Source organism: Rhodoferax sp. OV413 (assembly GCF_900104385.1).
GTDB lineage: Bacteria > Pseudomonadota > Gammaproteobacteria > Burkholderiales > Burkholderiaceae_C > Rhodoferax_B.
Genome location: NZ_FNJA01000003.1, coordinates 544,642 through 561,033, shown reverse-complemented (window position 1 = coordinate 561,033; position 16,392 = coordinate 544,642). Strand labels below are relative to the sequence as shown.

Genomic DNA, 16,392 nt, shown 5'->3' with positions numbered 1-16,392 from the left:
GGATACCTCTCCTTGAAAGGGCTTAGCGCGGCAGCCAATCCGACATTAGCACTTCTTCCAGCAGCGTGTTGCAGGCTTCGGCCTGGACCTGCATGCAGACCTGGGTAGCCGGCTTGTCGGCCCAGCCGGCCTGCGGGTGGAAGATGTCCTTGCGCTTCATCATGGTCTGGCCGTTGGCGATGCCCTCGGTGGCGACGCGGATGGCGCCCGACTCGATGGTGAACAGCTCGGGGTTCACCAGGTAGATGAAGGCCAGCACGTCGTGGCCGAAGCAGCCGTGGATCTTGGCCACATGCGGGTAGATGCCGCTGTAGAAGTCGGCGTAGAAGCTGACCGCGTGGTGCAGCACATCGGTGGCGATGTGCTTTTGCTTGTCGGCAATCTTCTTGAACATGGCCAGCGGCACGATCACGCGGTGGGTCACGTCCAGGCCGACCATGGTCAGCTTCCAGCCGGCGGTGAACACATGGTCAGCCGCGTGCGGGTCGTTCCACACATTGGCTTCGGCGACTGGCGATACATTGCCGGGCTCGGTCACGGTGCCGGCCATCAGGATCACTTCCTTCAACAGCTTGGGCAACTGGGGTTCCAGCTTCAGGGCCAGGCTCAGATTGCCCAGTGGGCCAACGGCCACCAGGGTGATTTCACCGGGGTGGGCGCGCGCCATGTCGACGATGAACTGGGCGCTGGAGCGTGGGTCCAGTTGGTTGCTGGTGGCGACGCGCGAGGCCAGGTTGCCCAGGCCATCGGCGCCGTGGATGAAGGCGGGCGGCGCTTCGCCGGGCTTGACCCAGGGCGTGGCCACGCCTTTGGTGACGGGAATCGTCTTGCCGGCGATGGCGGTGAGGTACAGGGCGTTGGTGGCTGCCTGTTCCACCGTCACATTGCCGAAGGTGGTGGTGATGCCGACCACGTCGATGGCCGGGTGGGCCAGCGCGAAGTACAGGGCCATGGCGTCGTCCACGCCAGGATCGGTATCAAAAATGACTTTGGTAGGTGTGCTCATGGCGTTCGGTCCAGTGCTAGATAAAAGAGGTTAGGCGGGGAATCCGCAGAATGCCCGCAGTTCGGCGTCCGCGCCCGCGGGCGTGCCGCTCTGCACCAAAGCCTGTACTTCGGCGTGCGTCGGAATGCTGGACTGCGCGCCAGGCCGGGTGCAGGCCATGGCGCCGGCAGCGCTGCCGTATTGCATGGCCAGCGCCAGGCTGTGGCCTTGGGCCAGGGCGGCGGTGAGTGCGCCGCAAAAGCTGTCGCCCGCGGCGGTGGTGTCTACCGGCGTTACCGGGAAGGCGGCTTGCAGCAGGATCTGGCCGTTCAGCCGGGCGCAGCAGCCGCGGTGGCCCAGGGTGACGACCACGCAGGGCACGGCCAGGCGTTCCAGGCACTCGGCCACGCTGCCCTGGTGCTGGGCCACGCTGGCCAGTTCGCCTTCGTTCACCACCAGCACGTCTACCGTGGCCAGCAGGGCTGGCGGCAGCAATTGGGCAGGGGCGGCATTCAGCACCACTTGCACGCCTTGTGCCTGCGCCGCTTGGGCGTAGGCGGTGACGCTGTCCAGCGGCGTCTCCAGCTGCAGCAGCAGGTGGCTGAAGCCGGCCAGCGGTGGCAGGTGCTTGGCCTGCAGGGCAAGATTGGCGCCGGGGGCTACGGTGATGGCGTTTTCGGCATCGTCAGAGACGCAGATGAAGGCGGTGCCCGTGGGCGTGTCCGCGGTACGCACTACGTGCGACACCACGCCGGCGTCGGCCAGCGAGGCTTCGAGTGGCTGGGCAAAGGCGTCGTCGCCCAGTGCCAGCAGCATATGGGTAGGGGCGCCACCGGCGCGCGCGCAGGCGATGGCCTGGTTCGCGCCCTTGCCGCCGGGGAAGGTCTGGAACGCGCGGCCCAGCACGGTTTCGCCCGGTGCGGGGATGTGGGAGGCACGCACTACAAAATCAAGATTGGCTGAGCCAGCAACAAAAATCATGGGACAGAAAAGGTTAACGCGATTTGATAAAGGGCACGCCGATGGCCTTGGGGGCCACCGACTTGGCCATGAAGCCCGCCAGGATAATGACGGTGACGATGTAGGGAATCATCTGGATCAGCGAGCCCGGCACCTTGCCGATGACGGGCAGCACCACGCCTTCGAGCTGGATCTGCAGGGCGCTGAAGAACGCAAACATCAGGCAGCCCAGCGTGGTGTGTACCGCGCGCCAGCTGCCAAACACCAGCGCCGCCAGCGCCAGAAAGCCGTTGCCGGCCGACATATCACTGAGGAAGAATCCGGTCTGCACGATCGCCAGGTAGGCACCCGACAAGCCGCACAGCACACCGCCGACCAGCAGGGCCAGAAACCGCGTGCGACCCACGTTGATGCCGGCCGTGTCGGCCGCGTGCGGGTTGTCGCCCACGGCGCGCAGGCGCAGGCCAAAGCGGGTGTGGTTGACCACCCAGTGCACCAGCGGCACGGCCAGAAACGCCAGGTACACCAGCACGGTATGGCCGCCGATCAGCTGGCGCAGCAGCCAGCCCAGCAGCGGTACATCGGCCAGGCCCTGCGTGCCGGGGATGTTGAGCACGCCGAAGCGCCCTTCGTCCAGCGAGGGCGAGCGCCCGCCTTGCTGGAAGAAGAACTGCGCAAGCACAAAGGTCAGGCCGCTGACGGCGATGTTGATGGCCATGCCCGACACCAGTTGGTTGCCGCGTTGTCGGATGCACACATAGCCGTGCAGCAAGGCCAGCAGGCAGGACACGGCAATGCCGGCCAGCACCCCGAACCAGGGGTTTTGCGTGGCATAGGCGACGCAGGCCGAGGCAAATGCGCTGCCCAGTATCTTGCCTTCCAGGCTGATGTCGACGATGCCCGAGCGCTCGGCGAACAGGCCGCCCAGGGCCGCAAAAATCAGCACCGGCGCGCTGCGCACCATGGCGACCAGGATGCTGGAGAGTTGGATATCGTCCATCAGGCGGCACTCGTCTTTTTAAAGCGCTGCAGCAGCGCAGCCAGGGCCGGGGCGTAGAGGTTTTCCATCGCGCCGCAGAACAGGATGATCAGGCCCTGGATGAACACAAAGGTCTCGGGTGGGATGTTGGATTTTTCCAGCGACAAATCAAACCCGCCCTGGATCAGCCCGCCAAACAAAATGGCCGACAGCAGGATGCCAATCGGGTGGTTGCGCCCCATCAGGGCCACCGCGATGCCGATGAAGCCGGCGCCGGCAGTGAAGTTGAGGCCCAGGTTGTGCGACGAGCCCATCTGGCTGTTGACTGCCGCCATGCCGGCCAGCGCACCCGATACCGCCATCACGCCGATGATGGTGCGCTTGATGGAAATGCCCGCGTAGTGGGCGGCGTGCGGATTCAGCCCGACCGTGCTGACGCCATAGCCCCAGGAGGTGCGCCACATCACCAGTGCATACGCGCCCAGCGCCAGCAGCGCCAGCAGGAAGCTGATGTTCACCGGAGTCTGGCCCAGCACCGGCAGCCAGTCGTTGAGCCGCGGCAGCCAGCCGGATTCGGCGAACTGGCGGCTCGACGTGCTTTGCTGGCCGACCGGGATCAGCAGGCTGACGATGATGTAGTTCATCAGCGAGGAGGCGATGAAGTTGAACATGATGGTGGTCACCACGATATGGCTACCGCGCTTGGCTTGCAAGTACCCGGGCAAGAAAGCCCAGGCTGCGCCGAACACGGTGCTGGCCGCAATCGCCAGCGGAATCACCACCCACGGACCCCAGTGGGCGTCCATGTTCAGCACCACCAGCGCCATGCCCAGGCCACCGATGTACATCTGACCTTCGCCGCCGATGTTGAACAGGCCGGCGTGCAGTGCAAATGCCACCGCCAGCCCGGTGAAGATGAAGGTGGTGGCGTAGAACAGGGTGTAGCCCAGCCCCTCGGGGTTCAGGAAGGCGCTGTTGACCAGGATGCCCAGCGACTCGATCGGGCTTTCGCCCAGGGCAAAGATCACCACGCCCGCTACCAGCATGGCCGAGACGAGGTTCAGTATGGGCAGCAGTAGGTTGGTGGCCCAGCGGGGCAGATTGTGTGGGTTCATAAGGTCAGTGGCTTACGCCGCCCATCATCAAGCCGATGCGGGTGGTATCGAAATCGCCGGCCGCCAGCTCGCCGGTGATGCGGCCGCCACACATCACCAGGATGCGGTCGGCCAGCACGCGGATTTCTTCCAGCTCTACCGACACCAGCACGATGGCAATGCCGGCATCGCGCAGCGCCAGCAGCCGGCGGTGGATGGTTTCAATCGAGCCGATGTCCACGCCGCGCGTCGGCTGTCCTATCAAAATGAGAGCAGGCTTCGCAGCAATCTCGCGCGCTAGCACCACTTTTTGTTGATTTCCGCCGGAGAGCAGGCCGACGCGCAGCTGCGGGTCGGTGGGGCGCACGTCGAATTCCTGGATCAGCTGTTGCGCATGGGCCAGGATGGCGGGCGGGTTGAGCAGCCAGCCGGCGGCGAATTCGGCGTCGTTCTGGTGGCCGAGCAAGGTGTTGAGCGCCACCGAATTGGCTTTGACCAGGCCTTCGCGCAAGCGGTCTTCCGGCGCATGGGCGATGCCCAGCGTACGGTAGGCGGCGGGTAGGCCGTCGGCATCGCGCCGGCCGGTATAGGGCAAAAGATTGCCTTGGTAGCGGATGTCACCATGGCTGGGCAGGCGCATGCCGGCCAGCACTTCCAGCAGCTCCGACTGGCCGTTGCCGGAGACGCCGGCGATGGCCACAATCTCGCCAGCCCGCACCGAGAAGCTCAGGTCGTCGAGCAGCTTCACCCCTTGGGCATTCTGCAAGCCCAGATGCGCGACATCCAGCACCGTCGCCCCGGGCTGGTAGGGCCCGCGCGACAAGGTGGACTCAATCGAGCGGCCGATCATCAGGCTGGCCACGGCTTCGCGGCTGCTGGTGGCGGTATCGACCTCGCCCACCACGGTGCCGGCGCGCATCACGGTGACGCGGTCGGTCAGCGCAAAGATTTCCTGCAGCTTGTGGGTGATCAGGATGATGGTTTTGCCCTGGTCGCGGAACACCCGCAGGATGGCGAACAGCGCATCGGTTTCCTGCGGGGTGAGTACGGCAGTGGGCTCGTCCAGGATCAGGATGTCGGCGCCGCGGTAGATCAGCTTGAGGATTTCCACCCGTTGCTGGGCGCCCACCGACAGGTGCTCGACCCGCACATTCGGGTCGACTTCCAGTTGGTACTGGGCGCCGAGTTCGCGCAGCTTTTGTTCTGCGATCTTGAACTTCGCATCCAGCACCAGCGCGCCTTCCACGCCCAGCATGATGTTTTCCAGCACGGTAAAGCTGTCCACCAGCATGAAGTGCTGGTGGATCATGCCGATGCCGCGCTGTATGGCTTCCTGGCTGTTGCGGATGGGAACGGGCTGGCCGTCCAGCAGAATTTGCCCACTGTCGGCCTGGTAGTAGCCGTACAGAATGCTCATCAGCGTGGATTTGCCGGCGCCGTTTTCTCCGACGATGCCGTGGATCGAGCCCTTGCGGATCCGGAAGCTGACGTTGGCGTTGGCCTTGACCGCGCCGAACTGCTTGCAAATACCCCGGAATTCCACGACCGGCGCCACGGCGGTGGCGCCCTTGTGTTGCAGCGTCAACGCCACTCCTGGTTAGACGGGGCAGCTGTTGGCGGCGCGGTAGTCCACCACGCTGACCTTGCCCGACTTGATGTCGGTGGCGGCCTGCTTGATGCGGGTTTCCATGGCGGGGGTGATCAGCTTGCGGTTGTTGGCGTCCAGCGCCCAGTCCACGCCGCCTTCTTTCAGGCCCTTGTTGGTCACGCCAGCGGCCCAGGTGCCGTTCTTGACGCTCATGAAGCCGTCATAGGTGGCGTTGTCCACGCGCTTGAGCATGGAGGTCAGGATGAAGCCGGGGTACAGCGGGTTCTGGTTGGAATCCACGCCAATGCCGAGTTTGCCCTTGTCCTTGACCGCTTGCAGCGCACCCATGCCGCTACCGCCGGCAGCGGCGAACACCACGTCGACGCCACGGTCGAATTGCGCGCGGGCCAGCTCACCGCCCTTGGCCGGGTCGCTCCAGGCGGCGGGCGTGGTGCCGACCATGTTCTGGGTGACTTCGATTTTGGGGTCCACTGCCTTCACGCCCTGGGCGTAGCCGCAGCCGAAGGCGCGGATCAGAGGCACGTCCATGCCGCCGATGAAGCCGACTTTTTGCGACTTGCTGGCCAGTGCGGCAGCGACGCCGACCAAGTAAGAACCTTCCTGCTCCTTGAAGGTGACGGAGTTGACGTTGTCGCCCTTGACCTCGTCGTCAATGATCATGAACTTGACCTTGGGGAATTCCTTGGACACGGTGGTCACCGCATTGGTCATGGAGAAGCCGATGGAGACCACCAGGTCGACATTCTTGCGGGCCATCTGGCGCAGCACCTGCTCGCTTTGCGCATCCGAGTTCACCTGGGCTTCCAGGTAGCCGATTTTGGTGTCCTTCTTGAAGCGCTCTGCGCCCTCATAGGCCGACTGGTTGAAGGACTTGTCGAACTTGCCGCCGCTGCCGTAGACCAGCGCCAGTTTGGGGTCGGCGGCATGGGCTCCAAATGCGCACAGTGCAGCAGCTACAGCCAGGGAAATGGAAGTGATTTTCATAGCGGACAAATGGGTTGAGTAAAGGAAAGCAGGGGACCGCCACACGCTGTGTGACGGGGAACCGCCGAGCGGTGCTACATGCTAAGCGAATTTAAGCGCCCGGGAAGTGGCGAAAACCAGTGTCTGCTGATACCGGATATATCGAATTTCGTAATTTGAAACGACCAATGGATGGCGGACGATTCGCCCGCGACGACCGGGTTGCAGCCCTGCCGCCGGGCTGCGCCTGCCGGATTAGCCGCCCGAATCCAGCGTCGAGGTGGCGTGCTTGTCCTGGCCCAGGCGTTCCACCATCTGCTCCAGTGCCGGCTTGAGCGCGGCCTTCAATGTGTGCGGTGGGTTGATGAGGAACATGCCGCTGGCGGGCAGGCCGGGGCGAACGGTTTCGCCCGCCGCGTCGGTGGTGAGTTTGCTGAACTTGACGGTCAGGGTGGCGTGCAGCCAGCTCTTGCCGGCCTTGGTGGCGAGGGTTTTGAGCTTGCGCGGCAGATCGTGCGCTTCGGGGCGCGGAATGATCGGGTACCAGACCGCGTAGGTGCCGGTGGCAAACAGCTTCAGGCAGTTGCCAATCATCTCCGCCACACGGCTGTAGTCGCTCTTGATTTCATAGCTAGGATCGCAGAGCAGCAAAGCGCGGCGGCTCGGTGGGGGTAAGAACTTGCGGATGCCTTCAAAGCCGTCTTCGCGGAATACGGCGACCTGGCGGCCGGCCTCCAGCTGGGCGATATTGGCCGACAGGGTTTTGCTGTCGGTGGGGTGCAGTTCAAACAGCTTGAGCCGGTCGTGGTCGCGTAACAATTGTTGCAAGATGAACGGCGAGCCGGGGTAGACTTTTTTGCCGCCCGACTTGTTGAAGCTGGCCACCATGTCCAGATAGTCTTGCAGCGCGGGCGCCGCCTGGAACGGGGGCTGTCCGGGCTCGGGGGCTGCCAGCAGCTTCAGGATGCCATTGGCCGCCTCGCCGCTGGTTTCGGCGTAGTCGCCATCCAGCCGGTACAGACCGGCGCCGGCATGGGTGTCCAGCACTGCCAGGGCCGGGTCTTTTTCGGCGAGGTATTTGAGGGTTGCAATCAAAACCGTGTGTTTGAGCACATCGGCGTGGTTGCCTGCATGGAAGGCGTGACGGTAACTAAACATACCCCTATGGTAACGAGAGCCACGCCCGCGGTGTTGCCATGGGCACTAAACTTCGCACCATTGCGTACCGTTCCATGACCAACTCCGTCCATCTCACTGCGCCGCCCAAGGTGCTCCATACCGATGCGTTGCCCAACGGCGCACGGCTGGGTGAGTTCGAGATCATCCGCCTGCTGGGGGTGGGCGGCTTTGGCATGGTCTACCAGGCCTACGACCATTCGCTGCAGCGCTCGGTGGCCATCAAGGAATACATGCCGACCGCGCTGGCGGGGCGTGCCGAGGGGGTGTCGGTGTCCATCCGTTCGTCGCTGGACGGTGCCAGCTACCGCGCGGGCCTGCAGTCGTTCGTGGCCGAGGCGCGCTTGCTGGCGCGGTTTGACCATCCCTCGTTGGTCAAGGTGTTCCGCTTCTGGGAGGCGCACAACACGGCCTATATGGTGATGCCGCTGTATGTGGGCCTGACTCTCAAGCAGGCGCGCAGCCAGATGCGCCATCCGCCGTCCGAGGCCTGGCTGCGCCAGGTGCTGTGGTCGGTGCTGGAGGCGCTCAAGCTGCTGCATGCGCAGGACACGGTGCACCGCGACGTATCGCCCGACAACATTTTTCTGCAGGACAGCGGGCCGCCGGTGCTGCTGGACCTGGGTGCGGCCCGGCGGGCGATTGGCGACCTGAGCCGCCGGCACACGGCGGTGCTGAAGGTGAATTACGCGCCGATCGAGCAGTACGCCGATGCCCGCGACATGGAGCAGGGGGCCTGGAGCGACCTGTATTCGCTGGCGGCGGTGGTCCACGGCTGCTTGGCCAACGACTTGCCTTTGCCCGCCACTTTCCGCGTACTGCGTGACCGCATGCCCAGCATGCAAGATGTGGCGCAATTGGCCCAGGCCGAGCATGGCCGGGTGTATTCGCCTGCGTTTGTGGCCACGCTGGACCGCAGTCTGGCGATACGTCCTGAAGAACGTCCCCAGTCGGTGACCGACTTCTCCCGGGCTCTGGGCTTGCAGGCGCCGCGGGATATGGCCCAGTTTGACTGGCGTGCCGAGATGGGCCCGGGCTGGCAGTTGTCGCGCGAAGAGCAGGCACGGCGGGCGCGGACGGGGCCCATGGATCTGGCGGAGTTGCCCACGCAATTCATGTATCCACCGCGGCAGTCGGCCGATGGCCTGGCGGTGCTGGACAGCGTGGTGGATGTGGAACCGCGGCGCTGGAAGATGCCGGCGGTGCTCGCATCCTTGGCACTGGCCAGCGTTCTGGCTTCGGCCGCATGGTGGGGCCATCCGCCCGCGTCGCCGCTGCCGGTCGCAGCGGTAGCACCGGCTGCTGAAGTCGTCGCGGCGGCGGAAGTGCTGGAAGAGCCGATCACGCTGGAGGTGGTCGCAGAGCCTGTGACGGTGGTTGCCAAGCCGGTGGCCAAAAGCGAACCACGCAAGCGGACTGTTACGCCGCAGCCGGTCAAGAGCGCCCGTGCGGAGCCCCGCTCGGCGCCGGCTTCCACCCCTTCCGAGCTGGCGGCGCACTACCGCACCAGCAAGGCACCGCCGGCGGCCCTGTGTGGCGATAGCAACTTCTTCACCCGCTCCATGTGCATGTACCGCGAATGCCAGAAGCCGGAATTTGCCGATTTGCCTGTGTGCGTGGACAACACCCAGCGCCTGTTAGCCCAGCAACAACAGCGGCGTTAGTCCCATATTTGACGCACAGCGGGGCAACTTTGTATAATCAAAGGCTTCGCAGCGTTTAGCTGGCCCCGCGGCGAAGGTTCAAACCCACCTAAGAGATCTCCACCAGAGAGACGCCGACCGTGGAAAAGGGCTGCTAGGACGCCAACCCCTAGGGTTGGCCAAACCATTCTTTTAAAGAGAAAACTCATGACCAAAACTTTCAGCGCCAAACCCGCTGACGTGGTGCACGAGTGGTTTGTGATTGACGCGACCGACAAGGTCCTCGGACGAGTAGCCAGCGAAGTTGCTCTCCGTTTGCGCGGCAAACACAAGGCCATTTACACGCCTCACGTCGATACCGGTGACTTCATCGTCATCATCAACGCAGCCCAGCTGCGTGTCACCGGCGCCAAGTCGACTGACAAGATTTACTACAGCCATTCCGGTTACCCAGGTGGCATTTCTGCCATCTCGTTCCGCGACATGCAAGCCAAGCACCCAGGCCGCGCTTTGGAAAAAGCCGTCAAGGGCATGCTGCCCAAGGGCCCGCTCGGCTACGCCATGATCAAGAAGCTCAAGGTCTACGGTGGTGCTGTGCACCCCCACACCGCCCAGCAACCCAAAGTGTTGGACATCTAAGGAGCTCTAAATGATTGGTGATTGGAACAATGGCACCGGTCGTCGCAAATCCAGCGTCGCTCGTGTGTTTCTGAAAAAAGGCTCCGGCCAGATCAAGGTCAACGGTAAAGACATCACCGAATTCTTCGGTCGTGCTACCTCGATCATGATTTGCAAGCAACCCCTGGTGTTGACCAACCACGCCGAGACTTTCGACGTGATGGTGAACGTGCACGGTGGTGGCGAGTCCGGCCAGGCTGGCGCAACCCGCCACGGCATTACCCGCGCCCTGATCGACTACGATGCAACGCTCAAGGCTGAGCTGAGCAAAGCCGGTTTCGTGACGCGTGATGCGCGCGAAGTCGAACGTAAGAAGGTCGGCTTGCATTCTGCTCGTCGCCGCAAGCAGTTCTCGAAGCGTTAAGCCTCGCGACCCTTGTGTCCGCAAAAACCGCCAGGCCTTCGGGTTTTGGCGGTTTTTGTTTTTGAAAAGACCGCACTGCCGATACCGGCAAATTGTTTGCCCCGCAACTTAAGTCGGGAATTGCAGTAGCATCACCTAGATTCTTACGGAGTACCCCACATGAGCGCCCTTGCCGAAAACATCCAGACCGAAATGCCGACCCCCATCGTCTTCACCGACAGCGCTGCTGCCAAGGTGGCCGACTTGATCGCGGAAGAAGGTAATCCGGATCTCAAGCTGCGGGTGTTTGTGCAAGGTGGCGGCTGCTCAGGCTTCCAGTACGGCTTCACCTTCGACGAGATCACCAACGAAGACGACACCACCATGACCAAGAATGGCGTGTCCTTGCTGATCGATGCGATGAGTTACCAGTACCTGCTGGGCGCCGAGATCGACTACAAAGAAGATCTGCAGGGCGCACAGTTCGTCATCAAGAACCCCAACGCCACCAGCACCTGTGGCTGCGGCTCCAGCTTCTCTGCCTGAGCTTGCTGCGCTTCTAAAACATGGCCGCCTGAGGGCGGCTTTTTCTTGCCCGAAACCTGCCCATGCAAGACGACAAATCCAACCAACGCCTGCTCTGGCTGGTCGCCATAGGCTTCTTCATGCAGACGCTGGATGCCACCATCGTCAACACCGCCTTGCCGGCCATGGCGGCCAGCCTGGGCGAGAGCCCGCTGCGCATGCAGTCGGTGGTGGTGGCCTATTCGCTGACCATGGCCATGCTGATTCCGGCTTCGGGCTGGATGGCCGACCGCTTTGGGACGCGCCGGCTGTTCGTGGCGGCGATTGCCTTGTTTTCGCTGGGTTCGCTGTTCTGCGCCATTTCGCACAGTCTGACCCAACTGGTGATCTCCCGGGTGCTGCAAGGCGTCGGCGGGGCCTTGTTGTTGCCGGTGGGGCGCCTAGCCGTGCTGCGGGCATTCCCACGCGAGCAGTTCCTCAAGGCCATGAGTTTTGTGGCCTTGCCCGGGCTGATTGGCCCTCTGATCGGCCCCACGCTGGGCGGTTGGCTGGTGGAGTACGCCACCTGGCACTGGATCTTTCTGATCAACCTGCCGGTAGGGCTGGCAGGCTGTGTGGCCACGCTGGCGCTGATGCCCGAGGGCGTGCGTGGTGCGGCGCGGCGGTTTGACCTCAGCGGCTACCTGATGCTGTCCTTCGGCATGGTGGCCTTGTCCTTATCGCTGGACGGCTTGTCGGAGCTGGGCTTGCGCCAGGCTACGGTGCTGGTGCTGCTGGTGTTCGGCTTGGCCAGCCTGGTGGCCTACTGGCTGCATGCGACGCGCCAGCCCGAGCCTTTATTCTCGCCCCGGCTGTTCGACATTCCCTCGCTGACCATAGGCTTGCTCGGCAATCTGTTTGCCCGCATCGGCAGCAGCTGTATGCCGTTTCTGATTCCCTTGCTGCTGCAGGTCAGCATGGGTTATTCGCCTTCGCAGGCCGGCATGATGATGCTGCCGGTGGCGCTGGCCGGCATGGTCACCAAGACCTTGGCCACCCGCCTCATCACCTGGCTGGGTTACCGCAAGGTGCTGGTGCTGAACACCGCGCTGGTGGGGCTGACGATGGCCAGCTTTGCTTTGGTGGCGCCCGGCCAGCCGCTGTGGCTGCGCCTGGTGCAACTGGCGTTCTTTGGCGCGGTCAATTCGATGCAGTTCACGGCCATGAACACTGTCACGCTCAAGGACCTGGATGGCCCGCTGGCCAGCAGCGGCAATAGCCTGCTGTCCATGGTGCAGATGCTGGCCATGAGTATGGGTGTGGCGGCTGCGGGTGCGGTGCTGGCGGGCTATACGGGCTACTTCACACCTGCCGGTGCTGCGCAGACCTTGCAAGCCTTCCACGCTACGTTTGCGACCATGGGCTTGATGACGCTGGCATCGGCCTGGATTTTCTGGCAGCTGTCGCCTGACGCCCGCGGTGTCGGCGCCGACCCCGCCGACAACCACTAGGCCGGGTAGATCGCCCCTAGCACCCGGCTGCCCCGGGCGCCGGTCACGCTGGCTAGGTTGCCCGGCTGCAGCAGCAGCGCCTGGCGGGCCAGCCAGGCGAAGGCAGCAGCCTCGACCTGCAACGGCGGCAGGCCGTGCGCTGCCGAAGATTGCACCTGTACCGCAGGCAAGGCGGCCTGCAGGCGCTGCATCAAATAACCGTTCAGCGCACCGCCACCGCAGACGATCAGTAGTTTGCTATTTTTTTCGTAGCTGCCCATGCAGGTAGCAATTGCGCTAGCGGTCAATTCGGTCAATGTGGCTTGCACGTCGACCGGGGCCAGTGCGGCGAAGTCTTGCAGCTTGGCGGCCAGCCAGGCCGGGTTGAACAGGTCGCGTCCTGTGCTTTTGGGCGGGGCTTTGCTGAGATAGGGTTCGGCCAGCAGCGCGACCAGCAGCGCGGGCTGCACAGTGCCGCTGGCGGCCCAGGCGCCGTCGGCGTCATAGGCCTGGCCGGTGTGCTGCTGGCACCAGTAGTCCATCAGCGCATTGCCGGGGCCGCAGTCGAAGCCCAGGATGTGTGCGCCCAGCAGGCTCAGGTTGGAGATGCCGCCAATGTTCAGCACCGCAACAGCTTCGTCCGTTCGGCCAAAAACCTGGCTGTGGAAGGCGGGCACCAGGGGTGCCCCCTGGCCGCCGGCCGCCACATCGCGGCTGCGGAAGTCCGCCACCACGGTGATGCCGGTGCGTTCGGCCAGCAGGGCCGGGTTGTTGAGCTGCAGGGTGTAGCCGATGCCGTCGAACTCCTGCGGTCGGTGCCGCACCGTCTGGCCGTGCGCACCGATGGCCTGGATGTCGGCGGCGCTGCAGCCGCTGCGTTCCAGCAGTTGTTGCACCACGTCGGCATAGACGCCGACCAGGGCATTGGCGGCCAGCGCGGCCCGGTGCAGCTCGTTGCTGCCAGGGCTGTTTAGCGCCAGCAGCTCGGCCTTGGTTTCCGGGGGGAAGGTTTGGGTGGCGTACTGCAGCACCTGCAGCGCGCCATCGGAGAAAGCTACCAGCACACCATCCACCCCATCCAGCGAGGTGCCGGACATCAGGCCGATGGTGAGTTCGCGCACGGGTTTAATCGGCGCTGGCTTGCTGGATCGATGTGGCTGCAGACAGCTGCAGACGCATGATCGAAGCCAACTGGTTGAATGCCGGCTTTGCGGCGGTCGACACCGGCTGGCTGTCATTCTGGCGCGCCACGGTCAGCGGGTCTTGGTGCACGCCGTTGACGCGGAATTCAAAGTGCAGATGCGGTCCGGTCGCCCAGCCGGTGGAACCAACGGCGCCGATATGGTCGCCCTGGCTGACGCTTTGGCCGGGCCGCACATCGATGCGGCTCAGATGCGCGTAGACGGTTTCGTTCTGATTGCGGTGCTTGACGATGATTACGTTGCCGTAGCCGTTTTGCACGCCGGCAAACTCCACCACGCCATCGCCCACGGTGCGCACGGAGGTGCCGGTGCTGGCTGCGTAGTCCACGCCCAGATGCGCGCGCCACTTTTGCAGAATCGGGTGCATGCGCATGCTGAAACCGCTGGTGATGCGCGAAAACTCGACCGGCGAGGCCAAGAACGATCGGCGCAGGCTTTGGCCGTCCAGCGTGTAATAGCCGCCTTTTTGACCCGGCTCGGCAAACCACATGGCTTGGTAGGTCTTGCCATTGCTGGTGAACTCGGCGCTCAGCACACGGCCGCTGCGCAGCACCTGGCCATCGGCCTCGGCGGTTTCATAGACTACCGAAAAATGGTCGCCCTTGCGCAGTGCACGGTGGAAATCGATGTCGCCGGAGAAGATTTCAGCGATCTGGGTGGCTACCGGGTCGGGGATGCCGGCCTCGTCGGTAGCGGCAAACAGCGAGCTGCGGATGGTGCCACCAGCCAGCCGACTGGTGTTTTGCAGCGCGGCTTCTTCGATGCGCGAGCGGAAGCCCTGCGGAGTTTTCTCAATCACCAGGCGCTCAAACACGCCGGCGTTGCCGGGGTTCCAGCGCACGCTCAGGCGTTGCAGGGCGTGGTTGTCGCTGGCTTCGGCGTGCACCGTGCGGCCTGCACGGCCCAGTACCGCCTTGCTGGCCAGGGCATCGCTGCGCAGGAAGGCTGCGGCGTCGGCGTCGTCAATGCCCAGACGCTGCAGCAAGGACTTGGCGGTATCGCTGGAGCGGGTGGTTTCGGTGCGGAACAGGTTGAAGCTGTGGGTGTCCAGGCTGTTCGCTTGCTCTTGCAGCGACAGGGGTTGGACGGATTCGGTGATTTGGCGGATGGGCAGGTCAGCGGGGTCCGGGGCCAGGGAGGCAACAGCATATGCGCCGCCGCCGCCGCCCAGCAATACAGCGGCCACCAGCGCGGTGATGCGCTTGGGGTGGCGTTGTAGTACGGACAAAAGCCTATCGCTGACGGTGGTGAGACCGTGGTTCAAAAGAGGGATTCCCAACAAAAATTAGGACTTGCGCTACCCCCTGGGGCTAGGCCTGTGGCCTGCCTCGCGGGCACTGCGAAAGTCGCGAAGGTGGACTGCTGAGTAGAGAAGAGCCCTGGAAGTTCAGTCTTTGGGCGGCCTATCAGGCAACGCACCACTAAAATCAGGGCAGACAGCAAAGCAGCGAGTATAGCGGCGTGCCCCGTGCGCCACAACTGAAAAAGCCCTGAAAAACCCTTATGAATCAAGCAGTACATGCCGAGCCTGGTGGCTCATTTCCTGTAACAGACCGTGTGCGGGAGGCCTTGGCGGTGTCGCTGCGCGGCTGCGACGAGCTGATTCCGCAGGAAGACTGGCTGAAGAAGCTGGCCCGTTCCGAAGCCACCGGCGTGCCGCTGCGCATCAAGCTGGGCCTGGACCCGACGGCGCCCGACATCCACATCGGCCACACCGTGGTGCTGAACAAAATGCGCCAGCTGCAGGACCTGGGCCATACGGTGATCTTCCTGATCGGCGACTTCACCAGCATGATCGGCGACCCCTCGGGCCGCAACAGCACGCGCCCGCCGTTGACCGCCGAGCAGATCAAGGTCAACGCCGAAACCTATTACAAGCAGGCCAGCCTGGTGCTGGACCCGAGCAAGACCGAGATCCGCTACAACAGCGAATGGAGCGACCCGCTGGGTGCGCGCGGCATGATCCAACTGGCTTCTCGCTATACCGTGGCGCGCATGATGGAGCGCAACGACTTCCATGACCGCTTCCATGGAGGTCAGTCGATCGCGGTGCACGAGTTCCTGTATCCGCTGATGCAGGGCTACGACTCCGTGGCCTTGAAGAGCGATCTGGAACTCGGCGGCACCGACCAGAAGTTCAACCTGCTGATGGGCCGCCACCTGCAGGCCGAGTACGGCCAGGAGCCGCAGTGCATTCTGACCATGCCGCTGCTCGAAGGCCTGGACGGCGTGGAGAAGATGTCCAAGTCGAAGAACAACTACATCGGCATCAGCGAAGAGCCGAACACCATGTTCGCCAAGGTGTTGAGCATTTCCGACGTGCTGATGTGGCGTTGGTACACCTTGCTGTCGTTCAAGACCGAGGCTGAAATCGCCGCGCTCAAGGCCGAGGTGGACACTGGCCGGAACCCGAAAGACGCCAAGGTGGCGCTGGCGAAAGAAATCACCGCGCGTTTCCACAGTGCGGCCGCGGCCGATGCCGCCGAACAGGATTTCAACAACCGCAGCAAGGGCGGCGTGCCGGACGAGATCCCTGTGCTGAACCTGCTGCTGGGCGAGGGTGGTGCCGCGGTCGGCATCGGTGCGCTGCTGAAGATGGCCGGCCTGGCCGCCAGCAGCGGCGAAGGCAATCGCCTGATCGACGGCGGCGGCGTGCGCGTCGACTCCAGCGTGGTCAGCGACAAGGGCTTGAAGCTGGGTGCCGGTACCTATGTGGTGCAGGTTGGCAAGCGTAAATTTGCCCGCGTTACCCTGCAATAAGTTCTT

Annotated in this window: 15 protein-coding genes; 6 read left to right on the top strand and 9 right to left on the bottom strand. The window is 63.7% G+C overall.

All coding sequences use genetic code 11. The annotated features are described in order from the left end of the window. Positions 1–22 precede the first annotated feature (22 nt). The 7 genes from BLT66_RS14290 to BLT66_RS14260 all read right to left on the bottom strand — a co-directional run bounded on the left by BLT66_RS14290 (position 23) and on the right by BLT66_RS14260 (position 7,748). Positions 23–1,006: a nucleoside hydrolase gene (locus tag BLT66_RS14290; RefSeq protein ID WP_092758371.1), complete on the bottom strand. Its 984-nt coding sequence runs from the start codon at positions 1,004–1,006 to the stop codon at positions 23–25. 30 nt (positions 1,007–1,036) lie between these two features. Beyond that, complete coding sequence (locus BLT66_RS14285) at positions 1,037–1,966, bottom strand: ribokinase (protein WP_092758370.1); 930 nt, start codon at positions 1,964–1,966, stop codon at positions 1,037–1,039. Between the two features lie 13 nt (positions 1,967–1,979). Then, positions 1,980–2,945, bottom strand: coding sequence for an ABC transporter permease (locus BLT66_RS14280; RefSeq protein WP_092758369.1), 966 nt, complete (start codon positions 2,943–2,945; stop codon positions 1,980–1,982). Beyond that, a complete protein-coding gene (locus BLT66_RS14275) occupies positions 2,945–4,039 on the bottom strand; it encodes an ABC transporter permease (RefSeq protein WP_092758368.1) in 1,095 nt (364 codons plus the stop codon). Before BLT66_RS14275 ends, BLT66_RS14280 begins: the two co-directional genes overlap by 1 nt. Positions 4,040–4,043: 4 nt before the next feature. Beyond that, a complete protein-coding gene (locus BLT66_RS14270) occupies positions 4,044–5,573 on the bottom strand; it encodes an ABC transporter ATP-binding protein (RefSeq protein ID WP_092758459.1) in 1,530 nt (509 codons plus the stop codon). Positions 5,574–5,615: 42 nt separating this feature from the next. Beyond that, on the bottom strand, positions 5,616–6,611 hold the full coding sequence (locus tag BLT66_RS14265) for a BMP family lipoprotein (protein WP_092758367.1): 996 nt from the start codon (positions 6,609–6,611) through the stop codon (positions 5,616–5,618). Between the two features lie 234 nt (positions 6,612–6,845). Continuing rightward, a complete protein-coding gene (locus BLT66_RS14260) occupies positions 6,846–7,748 on the bottom strand; it encodes a 23S rRNA (adenine(2030)-N(6))-methyltransferase RlmJ (protein ID WP_092758366.1) in 903 nt (300 codons plus the stop codon). Positions 7,749–7,822: 74 nt separating this feature from the next. On the opposite strand from BLT66_RS14260, the gene BLT66_RS14255 reads away from it, so the two are divergent. The 5 genes from BLT66_RS14255 to mdtD all read left to right on the top strand — a co-directional run bounded on the left by BLT66_RS14255 (position 7,823) and on the right by mdtD (position 12,445). Continuing rightward, positions 7,823–9,430, top strand: a complete 1,608-nt coding sequence (locus tag BLT66_RS14255) for a serine/threonine protein kinase (RefSeq protein WP_092758365.1) — start codon at positions 7,823–7,825, stop codon at positions 9,428–9,430. A 186-nt stretch (positions 9,431–9,616) separates the two neighbouring features. Continuing rightward, the gene (rplM, locus tag BLT66_RS14250) at positions 9,617–10,048 is read left to right on the top strand and encodes a 50S ribosomal protein L13 (RefSeq protein WP_092758364.1); all 432 of its coding nucleotides are present in this window, start codon (positions 9,617–9,619) and stop codon (positions 10,046–10,048) included. A 10-nt stretch (positions 10,049–10,058) separates the two neighbouring features. Beyond that, positions 10,059–10,451, top strand: coding sequence for a 30S ribosomal protein S9 (gene rpsI / locus BLT66_RS14245; RefSeq protein ID WP_092758363.1), 393 nt, complete (start codon positions 10,059–10,061; stop codon positions 10,449–10,451). Between the two features lie 159 nt (positions 10,452–10,610). After that, the gene (gene erpA, locus BLT66_RS14240; RefSeq protein ID WP_092758362.1) at positions 10,611–10,976 is read left to right on the top strand and encodes an iron-sulfur cluster insertion protein ErpA; all 366 of its coding nucleotides are present in this window, start codon (positions 10,611–10,613) and stop codon (positions 10,974–10,976) included. 62 nt (positions 10,977–11,038) lie between these two features. Further along, positions 11,039–12,445 carry a multidrug transporter subunit MdtD gene (mdtD, locus tag BLT66_RS14235; RefSeq protein WP_092758361.1) on the top strand — a complete coding sequence of 469 codons (1,407 nt, stop codon included), beginning with the start codon at positions 11,039–11,041 and terminating at the stop codon, positions 12,443–12,445. On the opposite strand, the gene BLT66_RS14230 is transcribed toward mdtD, so the two are convergent. Continuing rightward, complete coding sequence (locus tag BLT66_RS14230; protein ID WP_255406909.1) at positions 12,442–13,545, bottom strand: anhydro-N-acetylmuramic acid kinase; 1,104 nt, start codon at positions 13,543–13,545, stop codon at positions 12,442–12,444. The two genes, mdtD and BLT66_RS14230, sit on opposite strands and share 4 nt — an antisense overlap. A 4-nt stretch (positions 13,546–13,549) precedes the next feature. Beyond that, entirely contained in the window at positions 13,550–14,890 is a 1,341-nt protein-coding gene (locus BLT66_RS14225) for a M23 family metallopeptidase (RefSeq protein WP_092758359.1), read from the bottom strand. A gap of 239 nt (positions 14,891–15,129) precedes the next feature. On the opposite strand from BLT66_RS14225, the gene tyrS reads away from it, so the two are divergent. Then, positions 15,130–16,386: a tyrosine--tRNA ligase gene (tyrS, locus tag BLT66_RS14220; RefSeq protein ID WP_092758358.1), complete on the top strand. Its 1,257-nt coding sequence runs from the start codon at positions 15,130–15,132 to the stop codon at positions 16,384–16,386. Positions 16,387–16,392: the final 6 nt, after the last annotated feature.

Coding starts and splice junctions, on each gene's coding strand:
- BLT66_RS14290 (WP_092758371.1), bottom strand. CDS start 1,006: ATGAGCACACCTACCAAAGTCATTTTTGATACCGATCCTGGCGTGGAC.
- BLT66_RS14280 (WP_092758369.1), bottom strand. CDS start 2,945: ATGGACGATATCCAACTCTCCAGCATCCTGGTCGCCATGGTGCGCAGC.
- BLT66_RS14265 (WP_092758367.1), bottom strand. CDS start 6,611: ATGAAAATCACTTCCATTTCCCTGGCTGTAGCTGCTGCACTGTGCGCA.
- BLT66_RS14255 (WP_092758365.1), top strand. CDS start 7,823: ATGACCAACTCCGTCCATCTCACTGCGCCGCCCAAGGTGCTCCATACC.
- BLT66_RS14285 (WP_092758370.1), bottom strand. CDS start 1,966: ATGATTTTTGTTGCTGGCTCAGCCAATCTTGATTTTGTAGTGCGTGCC.
- mdtD (WP_092758361.1), top strand. CDS start 11,039: ATGCAAGACGACAAATCCAACCAACGCCTGCTCTGGCTGGTCGCCATA.
- rpsI (WP_092758363.1), top strand. CDS start 10,059: ATGATTGGTGATTGGAACAATGGCACCGGTCGTCGCAAATCCAGCGTC.
- tyrS (WP_092758358.1), top strand. CDS start 15,130: ATGAATCAAGCAGTACATGCCGAGCCTGGTGGCTCATTTCCTGTAACA.
- rplM (WP_092758364.1), top strand. CDS start 9,617: ATGACCAAAACTTTCAGCGCCAAACCCGCTGACGTGGTGCACGAGTGG.
- BLT66_RS14275 (WP_092758368.1), bottom strand. CDS start 4,039: ATGAACCCACACAATCTGCCCCGCTGGGCCACCAACCTACTGCTGCCC.
- BLT66_RS14260 (WP_092758366.1), bottom strand. CDS start 7,748: ATGTTTAGTTACCGTCACGCCTTCCATGCAGGCAACCACGCCGATGTG.
- erpA (WP_092758362.1), top strand. CDS start 10,611: ATGAGCGCCCTTGCCGAAAACATCCAGACCGAAATGCCGACCCCCATC.